This is a genomic window from Verrucomicrobiota bacterium, assembly GCA_039027815.1.
GTDB lineage: Bacteria > Verrucomicrobiota > Verrucomicrobiia > Verrucomicrobiales > JBCCJK01 > JBCCJK01.
The window spans coordinates 48067-69847 of sequence record JBCCJK010000010.1 but is presented as its reverse complement, the minus strand read 5'-3'; the positions used below and the strand labels follow the sequence as shown (position 1 = coordinate 69847).

Here is a 21781-nt window from a genome sequence, read left to right as displayed (position 1 = left end):
CCAGCCAATTCTGCAGCTTGGTATTAAATCATCCCGAGCTTCATTTTCCCCTCTTCGCTAATCATGTCTTGGGTCCAGACCGGGTCCCAGACGAGATCGACTTGGGCGTCGTCGATGGTGTCGATCGTCATGATGCGGGATTGGGCATCAGCCGCGATGGTCGGTCCCATGCCGCAGCCGGGGGCGGTCAGGGTCATTTTGACGTGGGCCCGTTGTTTCCCTTCTTCTTCGGCCACCGAGCAATCGTAGACGAGGCCGAGATCGACGATGTTGACGGGGATTTCCGGGTCATAAACGTGTTTGAGTTGGGCCCAGACTTGGCCCTCAAGGTCGTCCTCGGCGATTTCCGGGCTCGCCTCGGCTTCCAGGCTTTTGGGATCGATCCCGAGGGCGTCTGCGTCCTCCGACTTGATGCGAGCCAAGCCTTGCTGCGTGGCCACGGTGTAGGTGCCGCCCAGGGTTTGGGTGATGATGACGGACATCCCCACGGGCAAGAGCATCTCATCGCCGCTCGGAATTTGGATGGCGGTCACTTCGCGTTTCAGTTCGACTTGTTCGTGAGACATACAGACGGGGCAGGTTGGCTAGAGTTCAGTTTTGAGGGGGACGGTGGCTGCCCCCGGAGTTTTCCAGGACGATTTTGATCTTCGGGCCTTGGCTGGTGGTGGCCTGGCCTAAGCTATGGATGAGGTTTTTCTCGGAACCGTCTTGAACCGAGGCCGAAGGTTCCGGACTGGAGGCGTTGAGGGCGTTTTGCAGGGCATTTTCTACCAGTGTGCCGCAGTGCATTTTCATGGGGGGGAGGGGCCCGGTGGCTTCGGCCAATTGAGCATTTCCCAGCCGGCGTGCTTCATCCAGGGTTTTGCCTTGGAGCATCTCGGTGGCGATCGAGGCCACCGCGATGGCGGTCTGGCAGCCGAAGCTTTGGAAGGAAGCGCGATCGATGACCTTTTTTCCGTCCTTCTCAGAAAACTTGAGCCACATCCGCAGCATGTCGCCACAATCGGGGCTGCCGACCGTGCCCACGGTGTCGGCATCCTCCATCTCGCCGCGATTGCGCGGGTCTTGGAGGGCGGCTTTCAGCCTGTCATTGAGTTCCTGGCTCATCCTTCTTCCAGTTCAATACGGTAGCGCGGTAGGCTGGGATCGACCTCCCTGGACCAAGCATCGATTCCCCCTGCCAAGGCCTTGGCGCCCCGGAGACCGTGGCCCACCAAGAAAGCGACCGCGTCGAGCGCCTGGGGTCCGGTGTGGTCGATGAGAACCAAAAAATCGCTCTCGGTGCCTTCGGCAATCAGCTGGCTGTGCAAGGCCTCGGTCATGAGCTCGGAGCCTGAGATGTGAACCGCCTCGAACTCCTCTCTCGTGCGGAGATCGAGAAGCCGGGGTGGCTCGGGCCCTCGCAGAGCCGCCGCTACCTCCGAGGGAGAGAGCTGCATCTGGAGATCGTTTTCGTGACTGGCCTCGACATGCGCAAGCATCTCCTCGACCGGGAGATGGTCATGGCGCGCGCAGAGCTGAGCCACCGTCTCGGTGGGCGAGTAGGCGCAGGTATTGCATCCCCCCAAGTGGTAGCGGGAAAAAAGCGCCCGCCGCGCCCCCGGGAAAGCCGCTTCCAGCTCCGCCATGGTGCTCTCTGGATGAATTGCCGAAGTGGTCACACTCACGCAAAGAGGATACGAGGAGAGCGAAACAGGTCAACCGGTCTCCGCAGGACGGGGGCTCATTTTCGAGCCCGGTTTGAGTTTGGGGAACGCGTTGTGCCCCTGGTGCCCGTTGTGATAACTAGGAAGCGCCCTTTCACCTCGGGGACAGGGCGGCTACGACCGCATGGCGAGCGACTCCATCCAGCGAGCGCTCGCTTCCAACTCTTCTGGGAAACGAGTGGTGGAGGGGCTGGGGGACTGGCGATCATGCCAGGCGCGGTTGCGCAGACGGGCTGCGAACTTCAAAAGAATGTAGTCCCAATCCGAAGGGTAGTCCTCATGGAGCAGATCGGCCGAAGTCTCATTGGCCAAGACCCACCAAACGCCCCCTCTGGCCTCGTCTTCCATCCGCCAGAGGGCCAGGTTCGGCCGCTGGGTGTGCTCGGGCTCCTGAGGGAGGGAAGCGGGATGGAGTTCGTTTTGGGAGAGACAATCCAGGGCCAGCTTGCGCAGGTCGTTCAGCCAGCCGGCCGATTGGGAGTGATGATAGCGAGGGAAAAGTGGCATCGGCGTCGAATTGAAGTTTGAATTTTCCATTATTTTAGAAAACTTAACTATCAATCACAAGAAAATTGTTTTTTCCTTGGCTGATCCAGTTCTTATTCCCTGTCCAGTTCTTCGGGGGGACACTACAGGGGGACGCTCCACCGCCATCGGAACTCCTCCACCCCCGCGGGGCAAGTGCCGCCCAGCCACAAGCGGCGGCAAGCCGCACGCACTCCACAAAACAAAAAAAGGGCTATGGTTTCCCGCAGCCCTTTCGGAAAATTCTTGGGGACCGATTACTTGCGGCGGCGGAAGAGAAGGGCGAAACCAGCCAGGCTCACGAGGAGGGTGCTGGAGGGTTCGGGGACGGTTGATCCGAAAATACCAGGTGAACCAACATCACCGTTCGTGAGAGTATTGAAAGTAGAAATTTCCCCGATGTAATCGTCAGGAGATGTAACTCCTCCCGTGACGTTAGCAATGTCGTTGAGAACGTTAGCAATCCCGTCCCCCGGCGCGTCCCCATTGGTGTAGTTAAGCCTCGCCAATTCTGTGCCGGAAGAAGTTTCTGTAATTACAATCTCGTCGGCACCATTCGAAAGAAAATAGGTACCCAAAACACTGTAATCAAAGTCAACATAAGAAGCAGTGTGGTTGCCGAAAACGAAGAACTCGCCAGCCCCTATTGTGCCAGTTTGCCCAACTAAGTCCAAAGAATCAGAACCGTCATCTTCGATAGTGAGTGTGCTGATTGTGATCGCGGAGCTACCGCTATTGAATACTTCAAAATATTCCCCTTCAGCGTCATTCACTGCGAGAGCGTCTGCCATGAATTCTGTGATGATGAGAGCCGCGTTGGAGGTCGCCAACATTGCTGTGGTAATAAAAAGGAGTGTGATTGCTTTTTTCATAAGAGATTAGAACTGATGGCCAAGAATAAGAACGCTCGTTTGGAGTTTGCGAAACTAAAGTTTGGTGACGTTTTCGTCGGATTTGTGTAGAAGCAACTATCTGGCCAGATGCAGGGGCTTTTGCTAAGCTGGTGGAGATTTTTTGGCGGAGTCTTCGTAAGCTGTTGATTCAGATGGAGAAAAGGAGGTCGAGAGAGGTGATTTTTTGTTCCTGACGGAATGAATTTCTGGGAGTGGCCTGCCTCGCAGGGGTGGTGACGGCTTTTGGGATGAGGTGGAAGCCCTCTTTGGTGGTGGCCCGTTGACCCCGGCAAGCCGAGCCTCTCCCAAAGCGGCCGCAAGCTGCGCGCACTCCAAAACGCCGATGATGGCCGGGACGAATACACGAGGAATTTTGGGGGTCTGAACCGTGACCTTTTTTGATAGAGGATCAGGTCTGAAGACCGGATAGAGTGAATGGCTTACTTGCGACGGCGGATGAGTAGGCCAGCGATACAGAATGCAGCTAGAGGAATGGCGGTGCTGGTTTCGGGGATGGCGCTGAAGGACCCAGCGGGGAAAAGCGCGTTGTTTCCGCCGTTACTATCGATGAAATCGGAGCCAGGGATTGTCCAGTCGGCTTCGTCGAAAGTAGCGGAGGGACCGTCCGTGTCTTTCCGGTATGCGAAGCTATCATTGTAGGCCCAAGCAGCGTCAAAATCATTAGAACGACTGACGTCAGCAGGATCGCCGTAGATATCGATCACGTTGGAGCCACCATCCAGAAGGCGAAATGCGTCATTTCCATTTTGGTTAAAACTCGAATCAGCAAATGTATTACTAGCTGTAGCTGAAGCGAATTGCGAAATCATATCAGTATCGGTAGAAGTGACATAATAAAACCCTTCGTCGAGGGTTGCGCTGGTCAGATCGTTGAATGCGAAGATTTGGCCCCAAGAGGAGCCTCCGTTGGACTCAACCTGGATCGTCCAATCCGAGAAATCTGAGCCGTTGTTGAACACGTAAAGCTCTATCCCTTTCGGTCTGCTAATGCTTCCGTCGATGACGCCTGAGATGAGAATTGAAGCGTGAGTCGTCGCAGCAAGTGCTACGAGAGTTGCCGATGAAAGAATTGCCTTCATAAGTATTTAGGAAGTTGTTTGATAAGTCTCTTGGAGAACAAACAAACGAGCAGCACCCGAGCCAAAGTAGAGAAATTATTCCCCAGAAGACTGATTTTCTGTGACAATGCCGTTTATTTTCACCAAGTCATTCATCCTCGGGCATCCAAGCCGGAACGGCGGAGAAGCGCGTCGGGTTCGGTCTCCCGGCCCATGAAGTTGAAAAAAAGTTCCTCCGCTGGCTGCGAGTTTCCATTGGCAAAAATGGTCTCGCGGAAGGTGGTTCCGGTTTCCCCCTTCAACACTCCGTTCTCCTTAAATTTCGTAAAGGCATCGGCATCAAGGACCTCCGCCCACTTATAAGAGTAATACCCTGCGGCGTAGCCGGTGGGGCTGGCGAAGAGGTGGGTGAAGCGCCGGGCCATGGTGGGGACGTGGGTGGCGGTGGGCACGAGGTAGCCTTCGAGAATTTCGTCGGCCACTTGATCCAGGTCCCGCTCCGCCCATTCCTTGGCGCGGAGGTGGAGCTCGAGGTCGAGCTTGGAGAAGGCCAGCTGGCGCATGAAGCTCATGGCGGATTGGTAGTTCCGCGCGGCGATCATTTTGTGGTAGAGCTCGTCGGGGATGGGCTGGCCGGTTTCGTGGTGGCGGGCGAAGAGGTCGAGGCTTTCCCGGGCCCAGCAGAAGTTTTCCATGAGCTGGGAGGGGAGTTCGACGAAGTCCCAGGCGACGTTGACGCCGTTGAGGGATTTGACTTCGACTTCGCCGAGGAGGTGGTGGAGGAGGTGGCCAAATTCGTGGAAGACGGTTTGGACTTCGTCGTGGGTCAGGAGGGCGGGTTTGCCCGGTGTGGGGGCGGTCATGTTGCCGCAGATGAGGCCGAGGTGGGGCTGACGCGGCTGGCTGTCCATGGGCGGAAGGCCGGTTTCGAGGTAGTTCATCCAGGCGCCACCGCGTTTGGTCTCTCGGGGATGCCAGTCCGCGTAGAAGGTGCCGAGTCGCTCACCGCTTTCTCGGTCATCCAGGTGGTAGAGCTTGACTTCCGGGTGCCAGACTTCCCCTGCCTCAGGGTCTTCCACGATGGTGACGCCAAAGAGGATTTCCGCGAGTTCGAAGAGGCCGCGGAGGACGCCCTCGATCGGGAAGTAGGGGCGGAGGGCTTCCTCGTCGAAGGAATAGAGTTCGCGTCGTTGTTGCTCCGCCCAGTAGGCCATTTCCCAAGGCTCCAGCAGGACGCTGCGATCGACGCCCGTCCGCCGGGCCCGGTAGCTTTGTAGTTCCTGCACTTGTTCTTGGAATTTTCCGGCCAGGCGCTGGTGGAGTTCTTCTACGAAGCGGAGAGCGGTGGCTCCGTTCTTGGCCATGCGGCGGCCCAGCACGAGGTCGGGGAAGTGCTCTTTGTCCAGAAGGGCGGCTTTTTCCTGCCGGAGGCGGAGGATCTGGTGGATGAGGGCGGTGTTGTCGTGCTCGCCTCCCCGACCAATGGCGGTGGAGGCTTGCCACATTTCTTTGCGAAGGCTTTCGTCTTCAAGCTGTTCCATGAAGGGGAGGAAGGAGGGGGCGTGGAGGGTGAAGCGCCATTGCGGAGCGTCGTCTGAGCCGTGGCCTTTCTCGCGAGCGTTGTGCTGGGCCGCTTCGCGGGCGGTGGCGGAGAGGCCTGAGAGTTTGGACGGGTCGTCGATGAGCAGTTCCCAGGCGTTGGTGGCGTCGAGGACGTTTTCAGAGAATTTTTTGGTGGCTTGGGCCAGCTCGGCTTCCAGGGCTTGGAAGCGGGCTTTTTTCTCGGGCGGGAGGTCGGCCCCGCTTTCTTGGAAGTCGGCCAGGGTTTCTTCCAAGTGGCGTCGGAAGGTCGGGGCGAGGTTCTGGGCTTCGGGCGTGGAGGCGAAGCTGCGGAGGACTTCCCAGAGCTGGGGGTTGAGGGGGATGCGGGAGTAGAATTCGCTGACTTTCGGCAGCATGAGGTTTTGGGCTTGGCGCAGCGCGGGGGAGTCGCAGACGGAGTCGAGGTGTTGCACGCGGCCCCAGGCCCGGGAGAGGCCTTCGGTGGCTTCTTCGAGCGCTCCGAGGGTGCTCGCGTAGGTCAGCTCCCCGAGTTCGGGGTCGAGGGCGGCGATGGCGTCGATCCGCTTTTGCGCCTCGGCCAGAGCTTGAGTGATATCGGGCTCGACGTGCTCGGGAAGGAGGGTGGACCAGCGAGGGAGAAAATCGGGAGCGAGAAAGGGATGCATGCGGGGCGCGGAAGAAAGCCCGGAGCTAGTGCGAGGCAAGCGGTATTCCGAGGGCTGCGAGTTACCGGCGGCTGGCCTGGTCTTTTTGAATCGCGACCAAGAGCTCTCGGGCGATTTCTTCAGTCAGGGTATCGAGCGTGCCGCTGAATTCCCGCTCCATCCACTGGAAGCCGTCTGATCGCTTGGGGAAGAATTCCTGGAGGAGGGTCGGATGATGGAGGAGGGCCGCGCGGTCGACGCCGATCTGGAGTTCGGCCTCGGTCACGTAGCGAGTCAATTCCTTCTCTTCGTCCCCCTGGACCGGGCTGACAGTGAGGCGGCCTTCGATGCGGGCCAAGGTTTCGGAGTGAAGGGAGAATTCCGTGAAGGTGAGGTTCTGACCTTGGCTCTCAAACTGGAGACGGCCGTCGTGAACCGGGAAGCGGGCGAAAGAGCGGTAGCCGAGCGAGGCCTGGAGTGCGTCGAGAAGGTGGACGTTCACTCCGGTGCCGGAGCCAAACTGGAAGCCTGGGGTGGGACGGAGGTCGCCCGCGATGGCGACGCCTTCCGCCCGGTTAGGAGAACCGGAGAATCGCAAAACGCCATCGAAGCCGCCCGAGAAGAGGCCGCGCAAGGCGCGGGGGATGCTTTCGCGCAGGGAAAAATTTTCGACCGCCATTTCCAAGCTGACTTCGGGAAAGACGCCCTTGGTGATGAAGCCGGAGAGGGAGGCAAAGGCGGTTTCGGAACCGGGCACGATGAGGCGGCACTCCTGAATCTGGATCGCCTCGGGGCGCACTTCCAAGTGGAGGCGATCCAACTGGAGTTCTCGCAGCCAGCCGAGCTGAAGGACGCCGCCCTGACAGAGAATTTGGTGGCCCCATGGTTGCCGGGTGACTTGCAAGGCGGTTTGGGCGATTTGGCCTTCCTGCCCGTCCGAGCTTTTCCAGCGAAAGGTGGCGCGGAAGACGTCGATTTCAGAGACTTGCAAGCCCGAGGCCCGGGGTGAGACCCCGAAGCCGCCCGTGACGAGTTCTTGAGGGGCGTTCTCTGGGGACGATTCCTCGTGGCCGCCCAAACGGAGATCGACGTCGAGTTCGGCGATGCGCAAGCGCTTCAAGTTCCAGTCTTGCTGGAAACGGCTCCAAAACGGCCGATAGAAGCGAATTCCCTCCGCCTCGAGGTGGGTGAAAAAGCTGGCGGGGCCCCCGACGGCGGAAAAGGATCGATTGCGGACTTCTTTGCCCAACCACTCGAAGGTCTGGAAGTGGGCCTCCTCGGCTCCCAAGCGTTCGCGGACGGTTTCCTGCATTTCTTCGGCGAAGCCAGTGGACTCCAGGTGCTTCGAGAAGAGGTGCAGGGTGCCCAGGAGGAGGACCAGGAGCAGGGCGAGGATTTTGCCAATTCGCACGAGGAGCGGGAGGATTCCTGGTCGGAGCGAGCCGAGTCCCTGATGGCGGAGCCGGACCCAAAAGGGCTGCTTTTCGGCCCAAGAGTTCATGACCTCATTGAAGGTCTCTTTTTCACTAGGTCGGCGTTCAGGCGAGCTCATGAAGAGGGCGATTCACACAGGCGGGGGGAGGGGAGCGGGAGTGGCTTCTCGGGCGCAGGAAAGCGCTTTTCCAACTGGCGCGCAAGGGTCGTCTCGGCATAGTGCCCCCTTTCCGTGGAAGCAGATTACAAAGTCCAACTCGATGTCTTCGAGGGCCCGCTCGACCTCCTTCTCTACCTCATCAAGAAGGACGAGATCGATATCTACGAGATCTCGCTGGAGCGCATCACCAAGCAGTACCTCGCCTACCTCAATACCTTCAAGCTCCTCAACATCGAGCTGGCGAGCGAGTTCATCGTGATGGCGGCCAACCTGATGTATATCAAGAGCCGGACGCTTCTGCCGAAACATGTCCAGCCGCCTGAGGACGAAGAGGATGAGGAGGACCCGCGATGGGAGTTGATTCGCCAGCTCATCGAATACAAGAAGTTCAAGGACGCGGCCGGCTTTCTCCGACAACGAGCCGAGGAGGAAGCGCGGGCCTTTCCGCCCATCCCGGAATGGCCCGAATCTGGCACGGACGAGCCTGATCCGCTTCCGGAGGTGGGGATTTTCGATCTCATCCGAGCCTTTCAAAAGGTCCTCCGCCGCTTTGAGGAGGAAGAGGTTTTCGGGGAAATCCTGGATGATCGCTTCACGGTGGGCGACCAAATCGATCGACTGATGAGGGCGACCCTGGCGGGGGACCGCTTGGCCTTTTCCTCGCTTTTCCAAGACGCGCACAGCCGCAGTGAGGTCATCGTGACCTTCCTTGCGCTTCTGGAATTGATGAAACTGAATGAGTTTCGAATCGAGCAGGACCAGGCCTTCGGGGAAATCCTGCTGATCCGACGGGAGCGGGAGAGCTTGGTATGAGACAATTGTGGCTTGAAAGCAAAGAGGCCCTTGCGGATGGATACGGCCAGGCCTGATGCACGCATGATGACGACTCTCAAACCGGTGGTGGAAGCCATTCTCCTGGCTTCCGAAAGCGCTCTCTCGGCGGAAGAGCTGGTCCGGATCATGGCAGCGGCCGCCAAAGATCTGCGGGAACAGGAAAAGCCGGTCTCGGAGGCCATCGCGGAGGCGGATGAGGAAGCGGTTTCGCAAGCGATCCAAGCTCTCAACGCCGACTACACCGAAGGCGGCAGAGCCTTTCAAATCGTGCAGCGGAAGGCGGGCTGGCGTTTGCTGACGCGGCCCGAGTTCGCCGAGTATCTTCACGCCCTCTTTCCTGAGAGAAAGCCCTCGCGCTTGAGTGGACCCGCCCTGGAAACGCTGGCCATCATTGCCTATCGCCAACCCATCACCAAGTCCGAGATCGAGGCCGTGCGCGGGGTGAGCGTGGATGCCATGGTCCAAAAAATTCTCGATCTGGGCTTGGTGCGGGTGGGGGGTCGCTCGGAGCAACCGGGCCGGCCTCTCCTCTATGAAACGACCGAGATCTTTTTAGAGCATTTCGGCGTGGAGAATGTGGCGGAATTGCCCAATGCCCAGGAGCTGAGGCGGGTGGCCTTGCCCCAGCCAGAGACCGAGGAGGAGGCGGAGCCCGCGGCCGAGGCGGTGTCGCCCGAGCAGGCCGAACCAGAGGTGGTAGGGGAGAAGCGAGATGGGTAAGCCGATCCAAAAGATGTCCCTGGAGGAACTCCGGGTGGAGATCGACCGGGTGGACGCGTCTCTTTTGAAATCGCTCAACGAGCGAGCCGATTTGGTGCACGCCGTGGGGGAGTTCAAAAAGAAGGAGGGGCTCGCGATCTACGCGCCGGAGCGGGAGGAGCAGCTCTTGCAATCCCTGGTGGCCAAGAGCGAAGGGCGACTGCCCGAGACCTCCATCCGCGCGATTTATCGCGAGATCATGTCGGCAGCGCTGGCGCTCGAAGAAGACCTCAAAATCGCCTACCTCGGTCCGGCCGGGACGTGGACCCACCAAGCGGCCATCAACAAGTTCGGCCAGAGCGTGAGCTACCTCCCCTTGGCCAACTTCGCGGATGTCTTCGATCAGGTGGCCCGGCGGAAAGCCGACTACGGTGTGGTCCCGATTGAGAACTCCACCGAGGGGGCCGTCAATCACACCCTGGATCTCTTCGCGGAATCCCCCCTGCGCATCTGCGCCCAGATTCTCCTTCCCATCGAGAACAATCTCCTCTCCCGCATCCCGCGCGAGGAAATCACCCGCCTTTACTCTCACCCGCAGGTCTTCGGGCAGTGCAAGAACTGGATTCTTCGTCACTTCCCCACGGCGGAAAAAATCGAGGTTTCCAGCACGACCAAAGCGGCCGAGCTGGCCGCGCAAGAGCCCGGCTCGGCGGCCCTCGGGGGCAAGCTCTCGGCCGAGCTGTATGGTTTGCGGATTCTGGAAGAGTCCATTCAAGACAGCGCCACCAACACGACCCGTTTTCTGGTCTTGAGTCACAACACCTGTCCCCGCACCGGGCAGGATCGGACCTCGATCATGTTCTCGGTCAATGATCGCCCGGGATCCCTTTACGACGCCTTGACCCCCTTCAAGGAACTCCAAATCAATCTCTCAAAAATCGAGAGTCGCCCCTCGCGACGACGCGATTGGGAGTATTTCTTCTTCGTGGATGTCCTCGGCCACCACGAAGACGAGGCCTTGGTCTCCGCTCTGCGCGAATTAGAGAAAGACTGTAGCTTTCTCAAAATTCTCGGAAGCTATCCCAACACCGAAGGCGTCCCCGCGGACTGAAGGGAGCCGCCCCGGTAGGAGGGCGAGCTGGGAGATCTCGAGGGCTCTACTTGGCTCTGATCGGGGCTTTGGTTGGGTGGGGTGGGGAGAGTCGGGTCAGTGATGCGGAGGCTGAGGTAGTAGACCCAGAGGCTCGCCACCAAGACGAGGAGGGTCCCGAGAATCATGAGCGAGCTGAGAAAGACGCCGATGGGCGTTTGGTGCATCCCCGCGATGAGCGTGGCCCCCGCCAGGATGGCCAAGCCGAAGTAGGCCCAGCGGTATTGCTGGAGGAGGGATTCGATTTGTTGGAGTCCTTCTTTTTTGAATTGCTGCACGGGCTCGCTCAGCATTTCTTCCTGCGTGATGCCGGTGTGGACCTTCCGGATTTGGCTGGTGTAGGCCAGGGTCGAAAGGCAGCAGAGAATGATGAGAATGGCGCCGATCATGGGGGCGGCCGTGCCCTTGAGCGTGAGCCCGAGGGCATAGACCAAGAGGCTGAGCAGGAGCCCGTGGACCAGGAGTGGCAGGAGGAGGTGTTGGAGAAAATCGGGATTCCCGAACTGTTTGAAAAGGAAGTGGAGGGTGTCGATCATAGCAAGTCGGCTTGGGAGGAAGGGGTGACGGGCAGACCCAGTTTTTGGTAGGCTGCGGGGAGAGCCACGCGCCCGCGGGGCGTGCGCTGGCAGTAGCCCCGCATGATGAGGTAGGGCTCATTGACTTCTTCCAGGGTGGCGGCGTCTTCGGAGACGGCCACCGCGAGGGAGTTGAGGCCGACGGGCCCGCCCTGGAATTTCACGATGAGCGCTTCGAGGAGGCGCTTGTCCATTTCGTCGAGGCCATCGGCATCGATCTCGATCATGGTGAGGGCCTGGTCGGCCACCGGGCGATCGATCCGTCCATCGGCCCGCACTTGGGCAAAGTCCCGCGTCCAACGAAGGAGAGAGTTGGCCACTCGTGGGGTGCCGCGGGATCGGGCAGCGATTTCCCGGGCGCCTTCTGGCTCGATGGCGATTTGCAGGAGCTGAGCGGAGCGAGTGATGATTTTCTGGAGCGTTTCCACCGAGTAGTAGTCCAGCCGATTGAGCAGGCCAAAGCGGGAGCGCAGCGGCGCGGTCAGAAGGCCGCTTCGCGTGGTGGCGCCCAGGAGGGTGAACTTGGGGAGGGAGAGCTGGAGACTGCGGGCGTTGGGCCCTTGGTCGATGACGATGTCCAGTCGGAAGTCTTCCATGGCTGGGTAGAGGTATTCCTCGACCGTGGGATGGAGGCGATGGATCTCATCGATGAAGAGGACATCGCCTTCTTCCAAATTGGTGAGAATGCCGGCGAGGTCGCCCGCTTTTTCGATCTGCGGCCCGCTCGTGGTGTGGATTTTGGCCTCCATGGCCTGGGCCAGGATGTTGGCGAGGGTGGTCTTGCCGAGTCCGGGAGGGCCGCTCAAAAGAATGTGAGCCAGGACGTCGGCGCGTTGGCGGGCGGCCTCCACCATGAGCATGAGCCGCTCGACCACCTTCTCCTGACCGGCGAACTCGGAAAAGTCCGGCGGCCGCAGCGAGGCATCCAGCTCCGAGCGGGGCGCGGTGGTGGCGTCTTGGTAAAAGTTTGTGCTCACGGCGTCGCCCGACACCATTTCATGGAAGCCTTGGGCTGTCGAGTGTGGGCTGGTGGGAAGGGGGCTCAGGGGCGCACGCGGCTAGAAGTTATTTGATTGCGCCATTTCTGATTTGCCCCTACAACTCGCGCTATGAATCAAGCTCCCCGCTTTGCTTCGCCCCTTTTTGGCCTGCTTTTGGCGTTTTTTGCCGGGCTTTCTGTGACCGCCCAGGCCCAGGAAGAGCAAATCGTGCGTGAGATCGAGATCGAGTATGACGGTCCCAAAACCATCGCCGAGCAAAGGATTCGCGCCCTCCTGGCCACCAAGGTGGGACAGCCCTATTCCAACGAAAGCGTCGAGCAGGACATTCGCAATCTGCTCGGGAGCGGTGACGTGGAAAACGCGCGCGTCCTGGCGCAGCCTCTGGCCGACGGCCTCAAGCTCATCATCGTGGTCTCGACCCGGGCCGGTTTGGGAGACATCGATTTCATCGGCAATTCCAAATTCAGCAACAAGCGCTTGCTCAGGGAAGTGGACCTGGAGGTGGGGGACCCGGTCAGTGAGCTGAAGTTGGTGGAAGCGCGGGACAAGATCCAGCAAATGTATTTCAATGACGGTTTCCCGGACGTCGTCATCGACTACCGCGTGGAGCAAATGGATGCCGAAGGGCTCTCCCGCTTGGTCTTCACGATCGATGAGGGAGACAAGACCATCGTCGATGAAATCCGCTTCAATGGAAACACCGTTTTCTCTGACGGCGAGCTTCGTGATGTCATGCAGACGAGCGAGCGGGGCCTCTTGTCTTTTATCACCCGCAGCGGCGTCATCGACAATGCGGAGCTGGAGAATGACATCGACCGCATCGAGGAGGCCTATCAAAACGCGGGCTACCTGAAGGCCGAGGTGACGGAGTTTGAGCGGGTGCGAGTCAGCCGCAAGAAGGTCGATCTCGAGGTCACCATTTTCGAAGGGGAGAAGTTTGACGTGGCCGCCATCGAGTTCACGGGCATGCAGGTCTTCACCGAGGAAGAGATTCGTCCCGCTCTCACCCTCCTGGCAGGAGATGCCTACTCGGCCGCCAAGCTTTCCGCCGATGTCGGCCTCATCCAGGATTACTATGGCAGCCGCGGCTATGCCGATGTGCGGGTCGACCCGGTCATCCGGGATGCGGGTCCGCAGCTCCTGCGAATCATTTATGAAATCAGCGAGGGGGGCGTGTCCTACGTGGGCAAGGTGAACATCGAGGGCAACACCAAGACTAAGGACAAGGTCCTGCGGCGCGAGGTTTCCCTTTTGCCAGGCGATATCCTGAACGCGGTCGAACTTCGGACCTCCAAAAACCGCTTGGAGAACCTCGACTACTTCTCCGAGGTGGAAGTGTTTCCCTCCGCCACCGGCGCCACCAACTACAAAGACATCAACGTCATCGTGAACGAGAAGAACACGGGGAAGGTCAGCTTCCAAGTGGCCCTCAACTCGATTGAGTCGATCTTCGGGGATGTCAGCGTTAGCCAGACCAATTTCGATATCACCAATTGGCCGAGCTTCACCGGGGGCGGCCAGCGCTTTGATGCGGCCCTCCGTTACGGAACCGAGCGCCGGGACTTCTCCATCGGCTTGACCGAGCCCTGGTTCTTGGGTCAGAAGCTTTCGGTGGGAGGCGAGGCCTACTTCCGGGACAAGTTCTTCCTATCGGATCGGTTCGATCAGCGGGAAATCGGGGTCAACTTCACGGTCCGCAAACCGATCGATGGCTTTTCCTTTGTTTCCGCGACCTACACTGTCCAGCAAATCAGCCTCGACGATTTTGATTCCTCCGCTTCCCCTGAGCTCCGGGCCGAAGAAGGGGATTTTTTCCAAAATCGGCTTGGGCTCAACTACGTCAGGGACAGTCGGGATGACCTCTTGACGCCGCGCCGTGGTTCGCGCGTCCAGTTGGGGACGGAGGTCTCGGGCTTGGGAGATGTCGAGACCTACGGGTTTTCCGCCGAAGCCATCAAATTCTACAATCTGCGCTGGGACACGATCCTCAGCCTCCAGGGAGATCTCCGCATCAAAGACGGCTGGGGAGATGATCCCCCGATCTTCGAGCGTCTCTTCTTGGGCGGTCAGCGGACGATGCGCGGCTTTGATTTCCGGGACGTCGGTCCGAAAGACTCCACGGGCGAGCCGCTCGGTGGGGGGACGGCCCTCTTTGCCTCGGCTGAATACACTTTCCCGATCATTCAAGCGGTCCGCGGCGCTGTCTTCTATGATGTCGGCTTCGTAAACACCGATTCCTATGACTTTGACACCGGTGATTACAATTCGAACTACGGGATCGGCCTCCGGCTTCAGCTCCCTTTCTTCGGCCCGGTGTCACTCAACTACGGGATCCCGATCGAGGCGGACGAGTTCAATGACTCGGATGGTCGCTTCAGCTTCGCTTTTGGTTTCTGATCAGACGACCAGCCGCGATGGGGTCACCACCATCGAGGCGACCAGTTGACCTGCGCGGAAAGCCGCTTAGAATCCCGCTCCCCAAAACACCGCCTACTCTAGAAAGAAAAACCCAGCCGAGGACACTTGGCTCCTTCCGTTATGAAATTATCCCACTCCCTCGCGGCTTTGGCCATCTCGCTCGGCTTTGGCTGGCCCGCCTCCCTCCAGGCGGCTGAAGACATGAAGATCGGCATCGTCGATATGCAGTCGATTTTCAGCCAATTCTATCGCACCCAAGAAGCGGAAACCGACGTCAATGAACAACGCTCCGTCATCAAAAAAGAGGTGGATGAGCGCCGGGCCCGCCAGCGGGAGCTGATTCAAAAAGCGGAAAACCTCAAGAAGCTGATCGACGAGCCCTCCACCACGGAAGACTTCCGGAAAGCCAAGTTCCAGGAATACAACGGTCTGCTCAATGAGTTGCGGGCTCTCGAGAAGGAGACCCAGGAATACATCGTGCGCAAGCAGCGCCAAATCGCGGATTCCTCCCAGCGAACTGTGAAAGGCATCTTCGAGGAGATCTCCGAGTTGGTCGAAAGCGTGGCCAAGGAAGATGGTTATGACCTGGTTTTCGACAAATCGGGCCTGAGCCAAAACCGCATTCCCTTCCTGCTTTACAGCAAAGACGCGGTCGATTTTTCCCAGAAGATTGTGGACAAGCTGAACGCGGACGCGCCGGAGGACTTTGACGCTTCGGCCGAAGTGGACGTCCCCGTCCCGGCCGTCGAAGGCGAGTAAATTTTTGGCGCCCGCGACCTTGAAGCTTTCCATCGGGGAACTCGCGGATCTCGTCAAAGGCGCGGTCGCTGCCAGTGATCGCTCGAAAGTGCTGACAGGATTTTCGTCCCTCTCCGAAGCATCGGAGGGGGACGTTTCCTTTTTGGGCAATGAGAAATACCTCGCCGATTTCAAGGCGACGCAGGCCACGGCGGTTCTCGTCCCCGAGGGCTATGGCCTGGTGGCCGAGCACACCGCGTTGATCACGGTGGGAAATCCGTCGGCCGCCTTCGGGGAACTGGTGAAGCAGTTTGGCCCGGCTCGGAGGGAGTTTCATCCCGGGGTGCACGCGAGCGCGGCCGTGGCCGATTCCGCGGTTCTGGATCGCGAAAGCGTCTCCATCGGCGCGAACGCGGTCGTGGGAGAGGGAGCCGAAATCGGGGGAGGATCCACCGTGGGGGCCGGGGCCTACATCGGGCGAGAATGCCGCCTCGGCCGGGATTGCTGGATTCACCCCAATGTCACGATCGCGGATGGGTGTGTCTTGGGCGATCGCGTGAGCATCCACAGTGGGACGGTCATTGGCTCGGACGGCTTTGGCTATGAGCAGGTCGATGGCAAGCACGTCAAGATCGATCAAGTGGGCATCGTCCAGATTGATGACGACGTGGAGATCGGGGCCGGGACCACGGTGGACCGGGCTCGCTTTGGCAAAACCTGGATTCAGGAGGGGGTCAAAATCGATAACCAGTGCCAGATCGCCCACAATGTGGTCATCGGGAAACACAGCCTCTTGGTGGCCCAAGTCGGCATCGCCGGGAGCACCCAGATTGGAAAGCATGTCATCTTTGCCGCCCAGACGGGAGCGGCGGGACACCTCAAAATTGGGGACCAAGCCGTCATCATGGCCCGTGGAGGAGTCATCAAGGACTTGCCGGGAGGGCAACACTACATGGGGTTTCCGGCCGTGCCTGAGCGCGATGCCAAAAAGGAAACGATCGCGCTGAGACGACTCCCCCAGCTCCAAAAAAGAGTCAAGGAGCTGGAATCACGACTGAGTGAGCTGGGAGAGGGGGGTTGAACTTTAGGTTTCAGGTTTCAGGTTTCGGTGAGGCTTTTCTACCTAGCTCGAGATGTCCTTTGAGAGCACTTCGAATACGATCTCTGGCTTGAGGTTTTTGAGATCCTGCCCCGGGCTGGGGAGAACGTGGCAGGAGCGGTGAGGGGGTTGCCAGACTTCGGGATGGCTGGGACCGAAGAGCAGGGTGGAGGAGACGCCCGCTAAGGCCGCGAGGTGGGAGACGCCCGTGTCATGGCCGAGGTAATGCTGGCTGTGAGCGAGGAGATGCCCGAGGCTGGGAAGGGGGAGGCAGTCCGCTTGCAGGCGGGGCAGGTGCGTGAAGGCGCTCTCCAGTTCTGGCCGACGTTCGAGTTCGGTTTCGCCCGTGATTTGGAGAAGCTGCCAGCCGGGGTGGCTTTCGAGGAATTTTTCAAGCAGGTCCTTCCAATGGGCCAGCGGCCAATTCTTGCGAGGGCTCCCGCTGCCGGGGTGAAAGGCGAGGGTGGGCTGTTGGCGGATTCGTTCGGCCAGTTTGCCTGAGGAGGTGGTTTCCGGGAAAGACAGGAGGGGGGCTTCCTCCTCCAGGAAGAGCGCGAAGCGTTGCATCGGTTGGCTGAGTTGGTGCACCGCGTGGAGAGGGGGCTGGAGTGTTTCGTCGATCTTGGAAGGCCCCTGGACGAAGGTGCCGATGTCGAGTCGCTCCAAGTTGGAGGCAAAGACTTGTAGGGGATCATCCAGGTAGCTGATGACGATCTGGAAGCTGCGGAGGTAGTCGACTAGCTCTTGCTCCACCGCGGCCCCCGGGGTGAAGAGAGCCGCCATGCTGGCGCGCTCAATGGGGCGGATGGCGTCTGCGATGCCGGTGGCCAGGGCCACTTCCGCGATGGCCGGGTAGCCGATGATTTCCAAGCGGACCTCGGGCAGGGCCTTTTTGATGGTGCGGAGAGCGGGCAGGGTCAGAAGAAAATCGCCGACTGCGCCTCCCCGCAGTATGAGAATGCGTCCCATGGGTTGAGTCAAAATAGGTAGTCGGCGCTCACCCAAGCGCTGCGGGGCTGTCCCAAGCGGCGGAGACCATTGCTGGATTCCCCGGTCGGGATGGCTTCGTCAAAGAGGTTTTCGATCCGGAGGCGGAGCGTCAGGTGATCGCTCGCTTGCCAGCCCGCACCCAGCCGAGCGGTCCAGTAGGAGGAGAGCGCCCGGGTGGCCAAGGCATCGTCAAAGGCCCGGGAGGTATACTCGATCCCGAAGAAAAACCGCAGCGATTCGCGGGGGCGAAATTCGATCTGGCTGTGGGCCTGCCATTCCGGGCTTTGCGGAAAGGGACGGCCTTCCAGGAGCGGTTGCCGGGGAGAGTCCGAGAATTCCGTCTGGCTCCAAAGAGCGTTCACGCTGAGCTGCCAGAGGGGGTGGAGTTGCCAGTCGGCCCCCACTTGGGCTCCCCAAACCGTGGCCTGCTCGACGTTTTGGCGCTGGGCCCCGCTCCCGCCGGCGGGCAGCGTTCCGAAGAGGCGGGAGAGGTCGGCGCCTTCGGTTACGGGAACGTTGGCGATGGCCTGGTCGATCCAGTGATGAAAGACTTCCAGCGAGAACTGGAGGGGGTCGCTCGCCTGCCAATCGAGGCCGGCCTCGAGGGTGAAAAATCGTTCGGGATCCAGCTCGGGATTGGCCTCGGTGATGTCATTTTGCACGCGAAAGGGGCGATAGAGTTCATTCAAGGTGGGGGCGCGGTAGCTCGTTCCCAGCGCGAGTCGGCCTTGCCAGTCGCCGGCCAGCTGCTGATCCAAGGCCAGGCTGAAGGAGGGTTCGTAGCCCTCTCGATCAGGAAATTGTTCGGAGCGGAGCGATCGGCCAGTGGAGGGAACGCTTTCTTCTCGGATCCCTCGGTGGAAGCCCCATCGATCCACTCGCAGACTGGTGGCCACGCTCGTCTCGGGAGAGGGGTCCCAGCGGAGGGTACCAAAGAGGCCGAAGAATGACTGCTCCCCGCCAGCGCGGCGTTGGCGAAAGGTGCCGGCTACTTCGTTGGTCTCCCCTTCGATCCAGCGGAGGTCGAGGCCGTGGGTCAGAGTGAGCGCCTCGCCCAGCGGCCGCCGATGGCTCCAAGCGCCGCCCGCACTGCGGCTGGGGACATCGAACTGGTCAAGCGCCAGCCGTTCGCTTTCGCGGGCCTCATCGACGGCTGTGAATGCGGCTTGGAAGGCTCGCTCTTGCAAATACAAGAGCGCTTGCGTGAGGCTGTCCCGGCCTTGGTGAGTGAGGCGGAGGGAAAGATCGAGCGCTTGCGTGCGATTGCCGCTGAGCGGGGTGCCGTTGCCGCGCTCTTCCTCGAACCAAGCGAGCTGGGTTTCTAGGGTCCACCGCGGCTCGAGTTGGGTGCGAAGGCGGAGTTCGGCCACGTTGGCGGTCAGGTCGAGCGGTTCGTCGAGGGGACCGCGTTGGGTGGGGTCGAGGTCCTGAAAGCCATCGCTCCGGAAATGAGAGAGATGAAAAGAGAGACCGGTCCGGCCATCGGGAGAGAGATGGTGGCTGGTGAGGCCGACTTTTCCGGAAGCCTGTTGCCCGCCGCCTCCTTGGACGAGCAGCTCGGGCTGGAGGACGGGGCGACTGGTGAGATGAACCACGCCCGCCGGACTGAGGTTTCCCCAAGCGGCCGATTCGCTGGAGGGGAGAATCCGGACGGACTCTAGGCTACTGGGCTGGTAGCGCAGCCAAGGGACCCAGCCGCCGAAGGGGTCATTTTGGGGAAGGCCATCGCGGAGGACGAGGGTGCGGGAGGTGGCGGTGGCCCCGGTCCGACGCAGGCTGAGCCCGGTGGTGGTGGGGTTGGCGAAGGTGGCGTTTTGTCGCCGGAAAAGCGAGAAAGCCGGGTCGGTCGCCAAGAGTTCATCCAGGGAACGGGGGGCGAATTCCGAGATCTCCGGACGGCTCCATTCCGCCAGGGCCGGGCGGATTTCTGTGACCCGCTGCGCGATCGCCACCACGGGCGGCAGGGAGTCTTCCGCCACCAGGGGCCCAGCCGAGAGCCCGAGCGCAAGGAGCGTGATTCTTTTCAAGCGAGGGATTCCCGAAGCGGGGCGCGGTCTTTCCCCTCCTGGGGCGGGGTGGGGGGCATCATTCAGTAGAAGAGCAGGGCGGAGAGGATGAGGAGAATCCCGTAGACGATCCCTCCCAGGCAGAGGCCGTTCCAGCGGGCTCGGGTGGCGCTGGCCCATTCGATTTGGTCCCGGAAAACATAGGGGATGCCGACCCAGAACAGGCTGGCGATGATGGCGGCGTAGGCCAAGAGGGGGATGAGTAGCTTGGCTAGGTGCGGGGTGATTTCACGGAGAAAGGCGGCGTCCAGCATGACGCTGGCCAGCAGCATGGCCAAGGCCCCCAAGGCGCGGGGGAAGAGAAACTCATCCACATAGCGCGCCACCAGAAAGCAGCCGATGGGTAGGCCGATCAGGAGCGGCGTTCGCAAGGTGTGGAACTCCCCGAGGTCGAGGGGCGGCCAACTGACGAAGCCCAGGTTGCCCCCGGCCAGGAGGAAAAAGACCCAAGCGGTGGAGAGGCTGAGCAAGACGACGCCGGCACTGTGATGGCGCGGGAGCGATTTCAGCCAGACTTGGAAGCTGAGCGCCTTGACCTTGGCGTAGGTGTGGGTGGCGACCAAGGTCCCGCCCGCCAAGAGCCCGACCAGTTTCAGGCCCCAAGTCGAGTCATTGAGAGAGGAGTAGATCATGACAGTCGCTCAAGGAAGGGACAAGGGGACGGGCTGGACTAGACTCCCGCTAGGGCGGGGACTTCGTGCAGGACGGGGTCGCCGTAAAGGGTGAATCCGGTGCTTTCCTGGATTTCGACCTCCAGGAGTTCGCCCGTGAGGCGCTCGGAGGGTCCTTCCACGATCACGATTTTGTTTTGGCTGGTTCGCCCGCTAAGGGTGGCGGCGTTCGTTTTGCTGGGGCCCTCCACCAGGATTTCCTGGGTGGTGCCGACGAGGGCTTGGTTCTTGCGCTTGGCGAAGCGACCCACCAGCTCGAGCAGGTCCTGATTGCGCTCTTCTTTGACGCGCTCGGACAGCTGGCCCTCCATTTCGGCGGCCGGGGTGTTCCTTCGCTTGGAGTAGCGGAAGACGAAGGCGTTATCGAACTCGAGATGCTCGACGCAGGCGCGGGTCGCGAGGTAGTCCTCTTCGGTTTCGCCCGGGTAGCCGACGATGATATCGGTGGTGATGGCGAGCTCAGGGCGCGCGGCCTTCATTTTTTCGCAGATGTCGATGAACTTCTGCTGCTTGTAAGGCCGCCGCATGGCTTGGAGGATGCGATCACTTCCGCTCTGCATCGGAAAATGGATGTGGCTGCAGAGCTTCGGCAGGTAGGTGAAGGCGGCCACCAGGTCGTCTCGGTAGCCAATGGGATGGGGGCTGGTGAAGCGGATGCGCTCGATTCCCGGGACTTCGTGCACGGCCTCGAGGAGTTGCACAAACGGGGACTTGCCAGCGACTGTGGGAAACTCGGTCCGCCCGTAGAGATTGACGATTTGCCCCAGTAAGGTGACCTCCCGCACCCCTCGGCTGGCTAGACGATGGCATTCTTCCACGATTTCCGGGATGGGGCGGCTGCGCTCCCGGCCGCGGGTGTAGGGGACGATGCAGAAGGAGCACTTCATATTGCAGCCCTGCATGATGCTGACGAAGGCGGTGGCTTGCTGGGGCCGGAGCGAGTGGTCTCGAATGGTGGATTGGGAGCCTGGTTCTTCGTCGAGATCAGCAATGGCGAAGCGGAGATCGTCCATTTCCTGCTCCTCCCGCGCCTTCACGATGGTGTCGACATGTTCGAAGACGCGGTGGTATTTCTGGGTCCCCACCACTAGGTCGAGGTGAGGAATGGTCCCGAAGAGTTCAGACCCGCGCGACTGGGCCATGCAGCCCATGAAGCCGTAGACGAGGTGAGGGCGCTTGCGGCGGTGCTTGCCCATCATGCCCATTTTCCCGATGGCTTTTTGCTCTGCTTGATCGCGCACCGAGCAGGTGTTCACGAGGATGACATCGGCATCGTCTTCCCGGCCGGTCAGGGTGTAGCCCCGCTCCAAGAACATCTGCCCGACTTGCTCGGAGTCCCGCTCGTTCATCTGGCAGCCGTAGGTTTTGATGAAGACGGAAGGCATGGGGGAGAAGGGAGCGTCGGCAGGGTGGGAAGGACGAATGGGGAGTATAGCGAGTTCCGATGACTTTTCGAGTTTTGATTCGCTGGGGATGCGGGAGCTGAAAATCGAAATTCTGGAATTGCTAAAAACAGGAGGATTGGTTAGAACCCTT

At 60.2% G+C, this 21781-nt stretch carries 20 protein-coding genes; 6 read left to right on the top strand and 14 right to left on the bottom strand.

The genetic code is table 11. The features are described 5' to 3' along the window. Positions 1-23: 23 nt before the first annotated feature. The 8 genes from sufT to AAF555_04750 form a co-directional block, all read right to left on the bottom strand. The gene (gene sufT / locus AAF555_04785; GenBank protein MEM6910880.1) at positions 24-566 is read right to left on the bottom strand and encodes a putative Fe-S cluster assembly protein SufT; all 543 of its coding nucleotides are present in this window, start codon (positions 564-566) and stop codon (positions 24-26) included. A gap of 25 nt (positions 567-591) precedes the next feature. Next, a complete protein-coding gene (locus AAF555_04780) occupies positions 592-1107 on the bottom strand; it encodes an iron-sulfur cluster assembly scaffold protein (protein ID MEM6910879.1) in 516 nt (171 codons plus the stop codon). Continuing rightward, on the bottom strand, positions 1104-1661 hold the full coding sequence (locus tag AAF555_04775; GenBank protein MEM6910878.1) for a rhodanese-like domain-containing protein: 558 nt from the start codon (positions 1659-1661) through the stop codon (positions 1104-1106). Before AAF555_04775 ends, AAF555_04780 begins: the two co-directional genes overlap by 4 nt. A gap of 159 nt (positions 1662-1820) precedes the next feature. Continuing rightward, positions 1821-2213 (bottom strand): hypothetical protein, encoded by a 393-nt coding sequence (locus tag AAF555_04770; protein ID MEM6910877.1) that lies wholly within the window; start codon positions 2211-2213, stop codon positions 1821-1823. A 275-nt stretch (positions 2214-2488) separates the two neighbouring features. After that, positions 2489-3103: a lamin tail domain-containing protein gene (locus tag AAF555_04765; protein ID MEM6910876.1), complete on the bottom strand. Its 615-nt coding sequence runs from the start codon at positions 3101-3103 to the stop codon at positions 2489-2491. 461 nt (positions 3104-3564) lie between these two features. Beyond that, on the bottom strand, positions 3565-4224 hold the full coding sequence (locus AAF555_04760; protein MEM6910875.1) for a hypothetical protein: 660 nt from the start codon (positions 4222-4224) through the stop codon (positions 3565-3567). 131 nt (positions 4225-4355) lie between these two features. Then, on the bottom strand, positions 4356-6431 hold the full coding sequence (locus AAF555_04755; GenBank protein MEM6910874.1) for a M3 family metallopeptidase: 2076 nt from the start codon (positions 6429-6431) through the stop codon (positions 4356-4358). Positions 6432-6492: 61 nt separating this feature from the next. Continuing rightward, on the bottom strand, positions 6493-7962 hold the full coding sequence (locus AAF555_04750; GenBank protein MEM6910873.1) for a hypothetical protein: 1470 nt from the start codon (positions 7960-7962) through the stop codon (positions 6493-6495). A 114-nt stretch (positions 7963-8076) separates the two neighbouring features. On the opposite strand from AAF555_04750, the gene AAF555_04745 reads away from it, so the two are divergent. From AAF555_04745 to pheA, 3 genes are all read left to right on the top strand, one after another. Continuing rightward, on the top strand, positions 8077-8817 hold the full coding sequence (locus AAF555_04745) for a segregation/condensation protein A (protein MEM6910872.1): 741 nt from the start codon (positions 8077-8079) through the stop codon (positions 8815-8817). A gap of 63 nt (positions 8818-8880) precedes the next feature. Then, positions 8881-9558, top strand: coding sequence for an SMC-Scp complex subunit ScpB (gene scpB, locus AAF555_04740; GenBank protein ID MEM6910871.1), 678 nt, complete (start codon positions 8881-8883; stop codon positions 9556-9558). Continuing rightward, a complete protein-coding gene (pheA, locus tag AAF555_04735) occupies positions 9551-10648 on the top strand; it encodes a prephenate dehydratase (protein ID MEM6910870.1) in 1098 nt (365 codons plus the stop codon). The genes scpB and pheA overlap by 8 nt, the downstream gene beginning before the upstream one ends. Here pheA and AAF555_04730 read toward each other — a convergent pair. Both AAF555_04730 and ruvB read right to left on the bottom strand, forming a co-directional pair. Beyond that, positions 10615-11223 carry a hypothetical protein gene (locus AAF555_04730; GenBank protein MEM6910869.1) on the bottom strand — a complete coding sequence of 203 codons (609 nt, stop codon included), beginning with the start codon at positions 11221-11223 and terminating at the stop codon, positions 10615-10617. The genes pheA and AAF555_04730 overlap by 34 nt on opposite strands. Further along, on the bottom strand, positions 11220-12257 hold the full coding sequence (gene ruvB, locus AAF555_04725; protein MEM6910868.1) for a Holliday junction branch migration DNA helicase RuvB: 1038 nt from the start codon (positions 12255-12257) through the stop codon (positions 11220-11222). The genes AAF555_04730 and ruvB overlap by 4 nt, the downstream gene beginning before the upstream one ends. Positions 12258-12371: 114 nt before the next feature. Between ruvB and bamA the strand changes: the two genes are divergently transcribed. The 3 genes from bamA to lpxD all read left to right on the top strand — a co-directional run bounded on the left by bamA (position 12372) and on the right by lpxD (position 16500). Beyond that, positions 12372-14660, top strand: coding sequence for an outer membrane protein assembly factor BamA (gene bamA / locus AAF555_04720; protein ID MEM6910867.1), 2289 nt, complete (start codon positions 12372-12374; stop codon positions 14658-14660). A gap of 141 nt (positions 14661-14801) precedes the next feature. Continuing rightward, positions 14802-15440 carry an OmpH family outer membrane protein gene (locus tag AAF555_04715; protein MEM6910866.1) on the top strand — a complete coding sequence of 213 codons (639 nt, stop codon included), beginning with the start codon at positions 14802-14804 and terminating at the stop codon, positions 15438-15440. A gap of 19 nt (positions 15441-15459) precedes the next feature. Next, entirely contained in the window at positions 15460-16500 is a 1041-nt protein-coding gene (gene lpxD, locus AAF555_04710; GenBank protein MEM6910865.1) for a UDP-3-O-(3-hydroxymyristoyl)glucosamine N-acyltransferase, read from the top strand. A gap of 42 nt (positions 16501-16542) precedes the next feature. On the opposite strand, the gene AAF555_04705 is transcribed toward lpxD, so the two are convergent. From AAF555_04705 to miaB, 4 genes are all read right to left on the bottom strand, one after another. Continuing rightward, complete coding sequence (locus AAF555_04705; GenBank protein MEM6910864.1) at positions 16543-17487, bottom strand: glycosyltransferase family 9 protein; 945 nt, start codon at positions 17485-17487, stop codon at positions 16543-16545. An 8-nt stretch (positions 17488-17495) separates the two neighbouring features. Continuing rightward, positions 17496-19535: a TonB-dependent receptor gene (locus tag AAF555_04700; GenBank protein ID MEM6910863.1), complete on the bottom strand. Its 2040-nt coding sequence runs from the start codon at positions 19533-19535 to the stop codon at positions 17496-17498. A 62-nt stretch (positions 19536-19597) separates the two neighbouring features. Then, positions 19598-20206, bottom strand: coding sequence for a hypothetical protein (locus AAF555_04695; protein ID MEM6910862.1), 609 nt, complete (start codon positions 20204-20206; stop codon positions 19598-19600). 38 nt (positions 20207-20244) lie between these two features. Next, positions 20245-21630 (bottom strand): tRNA (N6-isopentenyl adenosine(37)-C2)-methylthiotransferase MiaB, encoded by a 1386-nt coding sequence (gene miaB / locus AAF555_04690; protein ID MEM6910861.1) that lies wholly within the window; start codon positions 21628-21630, stop codon positions 20245-20247. Positions 21631-21781 lie beyond the last annotated feature (151 nt).

Coding starts and splice junctions, on each gene's coding strand:
- sufT (MEM6910880.1), bottom strand. CDS start 566: ATGTCTCACGAACAAGTCGAACTGAAACGCGAAGTGACCGCCATCCAA.
- AAF555_04780 (MEM6910879.1), bottom strand. CDS start 1,107: ATGAGCCAGGAACTCAATGACAGGCTGAAAGCCGCCCTCCAAGACCCG.
- AAF555_04770 (MEM6910877.1), bottom strand. CDS start 2,213: ATGCCACTTTTCCCTCGCTATCATCACTCCCAATCGGCCGGCTGGCTG.
- AAF555_04765 (MEM6910876.1), bottom strand. CDS start 3,103: ATGAAAAAAGCAATCACACTCCTTTTTATTACCACAGCAATGTTGGCG.
- AAF555_04760 (MEM6910875.1), bottom strand. CDS start 4,224: ATGAAGGCAATTCTTTCATCGGCAACTCTCGTAGCACTTGCTGCGACG.
- AAF555_04755 (MEM6910874.1), bottom strand. CDS start 6,431: ATGCATCCCTTTCTCGCTCCCGATTTTCTCCCTCGCTGGTCCACCCTC.
- AAF555_04750 (MEM6910873.1), bottom strand. CDS start 7,962: ATGAGCTCGCCTGAACGCCGACCTAGTGAAAAAGAGACCTTCAATGAG.
- scpB (MEM6910871.1), top strand. CDS start 8,881: ATGATGACGACTCTCAAACCGGTGGTGGAAGCCATTCTCCTGGCTTCC.
- pheA (MEM6910870.1), top strand. CDS start 9,551: ATGGGTAAGCCGATCCAAAAGATGTCCCTGGAGGAACTCCGGGTGGAG.
- AAF555_04730 (MEM6910869.1), bottom strand. CDS start 11,223: ATGATCGACACCCTCCACTTCCTTTTCAAACAGTTCGGGAATCCCGAT.
- ruvB (MEM6910868.1), bottom strand. CDS start 12,257: ATGGTGTCGGGCGACGCCGTGAGCACAAACTTTTACCAAGACGCCACC.
- bamA (MEM6910867.1), top strand. CDS start 12,372: ATGAATCAAGCTCCCCGCTTTGCTTCGCCCCTTTTTGGCCTGCTTTTG.
- AAF555_04715 (MEM6910866.1), top strand. CDS start 14,802: ATGAAATTATCCCACTCCCTCGCGGCTTTGGCCATCTCGCTCGGCTTT.
- AAF555_04705 (MEM6910864.1), bottom strand. CDS start 17,487: ATGGGACGCATTCTCATACTGCGGGGAGGCGCAGTCGGCGATTTTCTT.
- AAF555_04695 (MEM6910862.1), bottom strand. CDS start 20,206: ATGATCTACTCCTCTCTCAATGACTCGACTTGGGGCCTGAAACTGGTC.
- miaB (MEM6910861.1), bottom strand. CDS start 21,630: ATGCCTTCCGTCTTCATCAAAACCTACGGCTGCCAGATGAACGAGCGG.